Origin of the sequence: Bradyrhizobium tropiciagri, from assembly GCF_001189845.1 — a bacterium.
GTDB lineage: Bacteria > Pseudomonadota > Alphaproteobacteria > Rhizobiales > Xanthobacteraceae > Bradyrhizobium > Bradyrhizobium tropiciagri.
Genome location: NZ_LFLZ01000143.1, coordinates 1 through 7,728, shown reverse-complemented (window position 1 = coordinate 7,728; position 7,728 = coordinate 1). Strand labels below are relative to the sequence as shown.

Below are 7,728 nucleotides of genomic sequence, written 5' to 3'. Positions count from 1 at the left end.
GGGTGAGGGGTTTCTCCACTTGCTCGATCATCGCTTGCGGCGCCCCTCACCCGCCCGCGCGTTGCGCGGTCGACCTCTCCCCGTAAACGGGGAGAGGTGAAGTAGAGTCGGTTGCGCGTGCGGCGCGGATGAAGGCGCGGATCAACTCGGGATCCTTGACGCCGGGCGTGCGCTCGACGCCCGACGAGACGTCGACGCCGCCGGCGCGGGTGACGCGGACGGCTTCAGCGACGTTCTCGGCGTTGAGGCCGCCGGAGACCATGTAGGGCAGCGCGAGATCGAGATTTTCCAGCACGTGCCAATCGAACGGCGCGCCGAGGCCGCCCGGCCGCGTGGCATCCTTCGGCGCGCGGGCATCAAACAGAATGCGGTCAGCAACACTGACGTAACCCGGCAGCGGCGCGAGGTCGGCTGCGGTCTCGACCGGCAGCGCCTTCATCAGCGGCAGGCCGAATTTCTGCTTGAGATCACGCAGCCGCGCGGTGGTTTCCTTGCCGTGCAGTTGCAGGATGTCGGGCCGCAACGTCTCGATGATGTTCTCGATGGTCGCATCGTCGGCATCGACGGTCAGCGCGACCTTGACGGCGCGGCCCTTGGCCTGTTTGCCGAGCTCGCGCGCGGTCTCGAGGCTGATATGGCGCGGCGACGGCGGAAAAAACACGAACCCCACCATGTCGGCGCCGCCCTCCAGCGCGACGTCGAGCGTCTCGCGCGTGGACAGGCCGCAGATTTTGACGAGCAGGGGCATGGTCTCGAAACGGGTCTCAAAACAAGGTTTCGGGCGGCCGGAACCGGGGTGAACCCTGGTCCGACGGGGCGGGTTCTACAACGTCGCGCCCTGCTTGTCTCGCCCATTGGGTCCGTAAAACCCGAGTTGGGCCGCGGCCGGGCGGCGCTGCGCGTCGTCCCGGGAGGCCGCAGCCCTGAGGTCTGCGAGCTCGGTGCGGATGTGGCGGGCGTCGGCCTCGTGCTGCCGGGCGGCGCGGCGCCAGCGCCCCTGCTTGAACCAGGTCGCCATGCCACCCGCCATCACGCCCAGGATCGCCGAGGCGATGATGACCACGAACAGAGGCAGTGTAACCGCAACCGTCGGCGTCACGGAATTGAAGGGATCAAACGACACCGTCACCCAGTGACGGTTGGCGACGGCAAAGATGATGAAGACCAGTCCGAGCGGAATGACGACCACTGCCGTGAAGAACTTTCGCATGACCATCTCTCGCAGCGATGGAGAAAGTGCGGGCACATCGCCCGCAGCACGGCAACGCCGGAGGCGGCGCTCAGGCGTCAGCCTTAAGCATCAGCCTTGGGCGCGTCGATCTTGGAGGCTCCCGCCTCGGCCTCGTCGCGATTGAGACGCTCGCGCATTTCCTTGCCGGTCTTGAAGAACGGCACGCTCTTCTGGTCGACCGGCACATGCTCGCCGGTGCGCGGATTGCGGCCGGCACGCGCCGGGCGATGCTTCACCGAGAATGCGCCGAAACCGCGCAGCTCGACGCGGTCGCCACGCGCCAGCGCCGCGACGATTTCATCGAGAATCGCATTCACAATGTTCTCGACGTCCCGCTGGTAGAGGTGCGGGTTGTGCTCGGCGATACGCTGAACAAGTTCGGATTTGATCATCGAAAATGGGATCCGGGCTCTTGCGGAAACCCATTTCCGTGAAAATGCCGTGCACTGTCAAGACGCTAAATCGATTTAGGACGCCGTGAAATCGCGTGACAAATAGCCCAATTAGGGCATGCGGCGATTCCCGCAGAGCGGGAATACCTTGATCAGCACGCGTTTCGCACTCGACTAGTCGGTTCCTCCCGGCGCCCACAGCGCCAGCATGCCGTCGAGCCCGAACCGATCCACGGCCTGGGCTACGCCACCCTGCTCGATCCGCCGCGCGATGGCACCAAGGCCGAACGCATCGAGCGTCATCGACGCTGCGGTGCGCAGGAAGGTGAGGTCGCTGAATCGCGGATTAAGCGTGTAATTGCGCACCGGCAGGTCGCTTTTGACCTTCTTCTCCGCCACCAGCCAGGCGATCGCGGTCTTTTCATCCCCAAGCTGATCGATGAGCTTGAGATCGACCGCCTGCCGGCCGGTGAAGACGCGTCCGTCAGCGACCTTCTCCAGCAGGGCATCGTCCATGCCGCGCCGCTCCTTCACCAATCCACGGAACCAGGCATAGGAATCCTTGACCAGACCCTCGATCGCGGCCCGGGCCTCGGGGCTGGTCGGCTCCATGCCGTTGGGCGCCGCTTTCAGCGGTGAGGATTTGATTTCCTCCATCTTCACGCCGACGGTCTTGAGCAATTCCGAAACGTTGGGAAACTGGAAGAGCACGCCGATCGAACCGACCAGCGAGGTCTGCTGGGCGACGATATGATCGGACGCGATCGCGGTGATGTAGCCGCCAGAGGCCGCCAATCCCTCGACCACGACGACGAGCGGCTTCTTCGCCTTCAACTGCATCAGCGAGTCGTAGAGCTGCTCGGAGCCCGCGGTGGTGCCGCCGGGCGAATTGATATGCACGACAACCGCCGCATAGCTCGACTTGCCGAGCCGCTCCAGCGCCTCGACGCGCTGCTGGTCGCTGCGGATCAGTCCGTCGATGTTGATCCGCGCGATCGTGTTCGACGTCGACAAGCTGCCGCGTCCGCCGGCGGCGATCACGCCCACGCCGACGATGGCCGCGATTGCGATGACCGCAGCGGCAACGCGCCAGAATGTCAGCTTGCGCCTGATACGGCGACGGTCGACGATCACGTCCGAATCCAGCGACATCGGTCTCTCCAGAAATGGTCAGCGCGAAAGTCCGCGCGTTTTGCAGTCGCAGCGTCACTATCAGCTTAGCCAAATACATCAATTGCGGCGCAATATGAAGAAAACAAGGCCCGCAATTCGGCAAACAAAAGGGCCCCGGCTTGCGCCGGGGCCCATGGTTCGCTCAAATCGCGCGAACGCTTACTTGTCGGTGCCGCGGTTCTTCAGCGCGGTGCCGAGGATGTCGCCAAGCGTCGCTCCCGAATCGGAGGAGCCGTACTGCGCGATGGCTTCCTTCTCTTCGGCAACTTCCAGCGCCTTGATCGAGACCTGCACCTTACGGGCCTTCTTGTCGAACTGGATGACGCGGGCATCGACCTTCTCGCCGACGGCGAAGCGCTCGGCGCGCTGGTCGTTGCGATCGCGGGCCAGCTCGGACCGCTTGATGAAGGTGGTGAACTCGGTGCCCGAAATCCGGACCTCGATGCCGCTTTCCTTCACTTCGAGCACTTCGCAGGTCACGACCGCGCCCTTCTTGACGTCGCCCGGCTCGGCGAAGGGGTCGCCTTCGAGCTGCTTGACGCCGAGCGAGATGCGCTCCTTCTCGACATCGACATCGAGCACCACGGCCTTGACCATGTCGCCCTTCTTGAAGTTGTCGATGACCTGCTCGCCCGGAAGCTTCCAGTCGAGGTCGGAGAGATGGACCATGCCGTCGACGTCGCCCTCGAGACCCAGGAACAGGCCGAACTCGGTCTTGTTCTTGACCTCGCCCTCGACCACCGAACCGACCGGGAACTTCTCGACGAAGACTTCCCAGGGATTACGCATGGTCTGCTTGAGACCGAGCGAGATGCGGCGCTTGACCGAATCCACTTCCAGCACCTGCACTTCGACTTCCTGCGAGGTCGAAACGATCTTGCCGGGGTGCATGTTCTTCTTGGTCCACGACATCTCGGAGACGTGGATCAGGCCTTCGATGCCCGGCTCGAGCTCGACGAACGCGCCGTAGTCGGTGATGTTGGTGACGCGGCCGGTGAAGCGGGCACCCAGCGGGTACTTGGCTTCGATGCCCTGCCACGGATCATCCAGCAGCTGCTTCATGCCGAGCGAGATGCGGTGGGTCTCGTGGTTGATCTTGATGATCTTGACCTTCACGGTCTGGCCGATGGTCAGCACCTCGGTCGGGTGGTTGACGCGGCGCCAGGCGATATCGGTCACGTGCAGCAGGCCGTCGATGCCGCCGAGATCAACGAACGCACCGTAATCGGTGATGTTCTTGACCACGCCGTCGATCACCTGACCCTCTTCGAGGTTCTGCACCAGCTCCTGGCGCTGCTCGGCGCGGGTCTCTTCGAGAACCGTGCGGCGCGACACCACGATGTTGCCGCGGCGGCGGTCCATCTTGAGGATCTGGAACGGCTGCGAGTTGTTCATCAGCGGCGCAACGTCGCGGATCGGACGAATGTCGACCTGCGAGCGCGGCAGGAAGGCCACCGCGCCGTCGAGGTCGACCGTGAAGCCGCCCTTGACCTGGTTGAAGATGACGCCGTTGACCTTTTCGTTGTTCTGGAACGCCTTCTCGAGCTTGCCCCAGCTCTCCTCGCGGCGCGCCTTGTCGCGCGACAGCACGGCTTCACCGAGCGCATTCTCGATACGGTCGAGGAACACCTCGACTTCGTCGCCGACCTTCAGGTCGCTTTCGCGGCCGGGGCCGGCGAATTCGCGCAGCGCGACGCGGCCTTCGGTCTTCAGGCCGACGTCGATGACGGCCATGTCCTTCTCAATTGCAACCACCTTGCCCTTGATGACCGAGCTTTCCTGCAGATTGCCGCCGGCAAATGACTCATCAAGCATCGCCGCGAAATCGTCGCGGGTGGGAGTATAGGAAGACGCAGAATTCGAAACCATTTGTTCTCCAGATGCGGGATCTCGCCGGCCATTCGGGTTGATGGGCGCACCGCGCGTGAAGTGTCAGGGTTCCGCAAACCCTGAGACCGCTCATTGCAGGAGGTGCAACAGCGGGCCGGCAGCAAGACTGCACGTTCGGTACGTTTGAAGTTTCCGGAGCGTGATTTAAGAAAATATCGACTGCAAGGCCTGGGAGCGGGCGTTCCTCCAGATGCGGCGTCAGTTTTGCTTGAGGATGGCTCAAACCCGGCGCCGGCCCGCTCGGACACGGCCTCGACAGGGTCGATGGTGCTCCGAACGGCGCTGATATAGCCCTGCGAGCCGCCCTCGGCAAGCAGGAAATGCCCCATTTTGCTGGGTTTTCGGGCCAAAGCGCGCTTTGACGCCGGCGATTCTAGCGCTTGGCGCGGGCCGCCTCGACGATGGCGATGGCGGCGCGGACGCCGGCCTCGATGTCGAGATTGGAATTGTCCAGCGTGTGGGCGTCCGCCGCCGGCCGCAACGGCGCAACGGCCCGGTTTTTGTCCCGCTCGTCGCGCTTGAGGATGTCGGCGAGCACCGCCTGCTCGTCGGCGTCCTCGCCGCGGGCGCGGGCCTCCAGGGTGCGCCGCCGCGCCCGTACGCGGGGGTCGGCGACCACGAAGATCTTCACGTCGGCATCGGGGCAGATCACGGTGCCGATGTCGCGCCCATCCAGCACCGCCCCGGGCGGATCGGCGGCGAACTGGCGCTGGAAGTTGACCAGCGCCTCGCGCACCTTGGGAAAGGCCGAGACGACCGAGGCGCCCTCGCCGACCTTCTGGGTCTTCAGGATCGGGTTGCCGAACTTCTCGGGGTCGAGCTCGAGCGCGACCGCCACCGCCAGCGCCTCATCGTTGAGGTCGGCGCCCCGCGCCATCATCGCATAGGCCACCGCGCGGTAGATCACGCCGGTGTCGAGATGGCGATAGCCGTAGTGGTGGGCGAGCCGCTTGCCGAGCGTGCCCTTGCCGGAGGCGGCGGGTCCGTCGATGGCGATGATCATGCGAAATCAGCTCCGAGCGCGCGCATCATTGGAATGAAATCCGGGAAACTTGTGGCGATGAAGGCGGTATCGTCAATCTTCACCGGCCGGTCCGCAGCACAGCCCATCACCAGCGCCGACATCGCGATGCGATGATCCATGTGCGTGGCGACAAGGCCGCCGCCTGGGACATGGCCGCGGCCCTCGACGATCAGATCGTCGCCGGAAACCTCGACCTTGACGCCGTTGACGCGCAGCATGTCCGCGGTGGCTTCGAGGCGATCGGATTCCTTGACACGCAGCTCCTGCAAGCCGCGCATGATCGTGGTGCCCTCGGCAAACGCGGCGGCAACGGCCAGCACCAGATACTCGTCGATCATCGACGGCGCGCGCTCCGGCGGCACCTCGACGCCCTTGAGCTTAGAAGCACGCACGCGCAGTTGCGCCATCGGCTCACCGGCATCGCCGCGCACATCGCTCTCCTCGATCGCGGCGCCCATTTCACGCAGCGTGGTGAACAGGCCGGTGCGCAGCGGATTGGTCATCACGTCGGAGAACACGACGTCGGAGCCTCCGACGATCAGCGCCGCCACGATCGGGAACGACGCCGACGACGGATCGGCGGGCACCACGACGTTGGCGCCATGCAGCTCGGGCTCGCCGTTCAGCGTGATCCTGCGGCCGTGGCTGCCTTCCTTCTCCGTGGAGATCTCGGCGCCGAAATGCTTCAGCATCAGCTCGGTGTGGTCGCGGCTCGCCTCCTGCTCGATCACAGTGGTGATGCCGGGCGCGGACAGGCCCGCGAGCAGCACCGCGGACTTGATCTGGGCCGAGGCGACCGGGGTCTTGTAGACGATCGGCACGGGATAACGGGCGCCATGCAGCGTGAGCGGCAGCCGGCCGCCGTCCCCGATGTCGCTGGTCCGGGCGCCCATCAGCTCCAGCGGGTCGAGGATCCGGCGCATCGGGCGCGACCGCAGTGAGGCGTCGCCGTCGAAGATGGCCGCGATCGGGCAACCAGCGACCGCCCCCATCACCAGCCGGCAGCCGGTGCCGGAATTGCCGAAATCGAGCGGGCTTGCGGGCTGAGCGAAGCCGCCGACGCCGACGCCGGACACCGACCAGGCAAACGGCGCCGTCCGCTCCACCTTGGCGCCCAGCGCGCGCATGGATTTGGCGGTATTGAGGACGTCCTCGCCCTCCAGAAGGCCGGAAATCCGGGTTTCGCCGACCGAAAGCGCGCCCAGGATCAGGGCACGGTGGGAAATCGATTTGTCGCCGGGAACGCGGACCTTGCCGGCCAGCGGGCCGCAAGCGCGTGATTCCAGCGGGGTTGGGGTGTCAGAATGGGCCAAGATTGTGTCCTCTCGCGCCGCGGCAGGTATCACATAGGCAACACCGCGTCACGCGCCCGTCACTTGCGCGCAAACCGCTATTGACAGCGGCTGCTCAACTAGCCAAGTGAAGCACCGTTTTTCAGCAAAATTCTGGGATGACCACGTTGGCCAAGTCCGAGCTCGGAACCAAGCGCATTTGCCCGACCACGGGCAAGAAGTTCTACGACCTCAACAAGAATCCGGTGATTTCGCCCTACACCGGCGAGGTCGTGCCGATTGCGCCCGTCGCCCCCGCGCGGGGCCGTGGCGCCACCGTCAATTCGCCTGCGACCGCCGCCGACATGCCGGAGCCCGCCGAGGCCGAAGAAATGGTCTCGCTCGAGGAAGCCGATGCCGAGGAGAACACGGGCAAGGTCAAGGCCCAGGTTCCCGAATCCGAGGACGATATCGAGGTCGATGAGACGATCGACGACGATGATGACGACGATTCGACCTTCATCGCCGACGAGGAAGAGGGTGATGAGGACGTGACCGACATCATCGGTGACGTCGGCGGCGACGAAGAGACTTGATAGAAGAGACTTGAGATCGGCGCCGATCTATGATCAACGGTGCTGCCGCGCGAGTCGTCCAGGCCGCGCGGGCCGGGACTGATCCCCCAGGATCGTCCCAACTGGATAAGGGGCCATAGCTCAGCTGGGAGAGCGCTTGCATGGCATGCAA

General features: G+C 64.7%; 8 protein-coding genes. 1 reads left to right on the top strand and 7 read right to left on the bottom strand.

The features are described from left to right. Positions 1-46: 46 nt before the first annotated feature. The 7 genes from AKN84_RS43825 to aroA all read right to left on the bottom strand — a co-directional run bounded on the left by AKN84_RS43825 (position 47) and on the right by aroA (position 7,023). On the bottom strand, positions 47-748 hold the full coding sequence (locus tag AKN84_RS43825; protein WP_050426528.1) for a phosphoribosylanthranilate isomerase: 702 nt from the start codon (positions 746-748) through the stop codon (positions 47-49). A gap of 75 nt (positions 749-823) precedes the next feature. Then, on the bottom strand, positions 824-1,210 hold the full coding sequence (locus tag AKN84_RS43820; protein ID WP_050426530.1) for a LapA family protein: 387 nt from the start codon (positions 1,208-1,210) through the stop codon (positions 824-826). An 83-nt stretch (positions 1,211-1,293) separates the two neighbouring features. Next, positions 1,294-1,623: an integration host factor subunit beta gene (locus tag AKN84_RS43815; protein WP_050426527.1), complete on the bottom strand. Its 330-nt coding sequence runs from the start codon at positions 1,621-1,623 to the stop codon at positions 1,294-1,296. A 174-nt stretch (positions 1,624-1,797) separates the two neighbouring features. Then, entirely contained in the window at positions 1,798-2,775 is a 978-nt protein-coding gene (gene sppA / locus AKN84_RS43810) for a signal peptide peptidase SppA (RefSeq protein ID WP_050426526.1), read from the bottom strand. A gap of 180 nt (positions 2,776-2,955) precedes the next feature. Continuing rightward, on the bottom strand, positions 2,956-4,665 hold the full coding sequence (rpsA, locus tag AKN84_RS43805; RefSeq protein ID WP_018269280.1) for a 30S ribosomal protein S1: 1,710 nt from the start codon (positions 4,663-4,665) through the stop codon (positions 2,956-2,958). 394 nt (positions 4,666-5,059) lie between these two features. Next, positions 5,060-5,689 carry a (d)CMP kinase gene (cmk, locus tag AKN84_RS43800; protein WP_050426525.1) on the bottom strand — a complete coding sequence of 210 codons (630 nt, stop codon included), beginning with the start codon at positions 5,687-5,689 and terminating at the stop codon, positions 5,060-5,062. Next, complete coding sequence (aroA, locus tag AKN84_RS43795) at positions 5,686-7,023, bottom strand: 3-phosphoshikimate 1-carboxyvinyltransferase (protein ID WP_050426524.1); 1,338 nt, start codon at positions 7,021-7,023, stop codon at positions 5,686-5,688. The genes cmk and aroA overlap by 4 nt, the downstream gene beginning before the upstream one ends. A gap of 146 nt (positions 7,024-7,169) precedes the next feature. Between aroA and AKN84_RS43790 the strand changes: the two genes are divergently transcribed. Then, positions 7,170-7,577, top strand: a complete 408-nt coding sequence (locus AKN84_RS43790; RefSeq protein ID WP_050426529.1) for a TIGR02300 family protein — start codon at positions 7,170-7,172, stop codon at positions 7,575-7,577. Positions 7,578-7,728 lie beyond the last annotated feature (151 nt).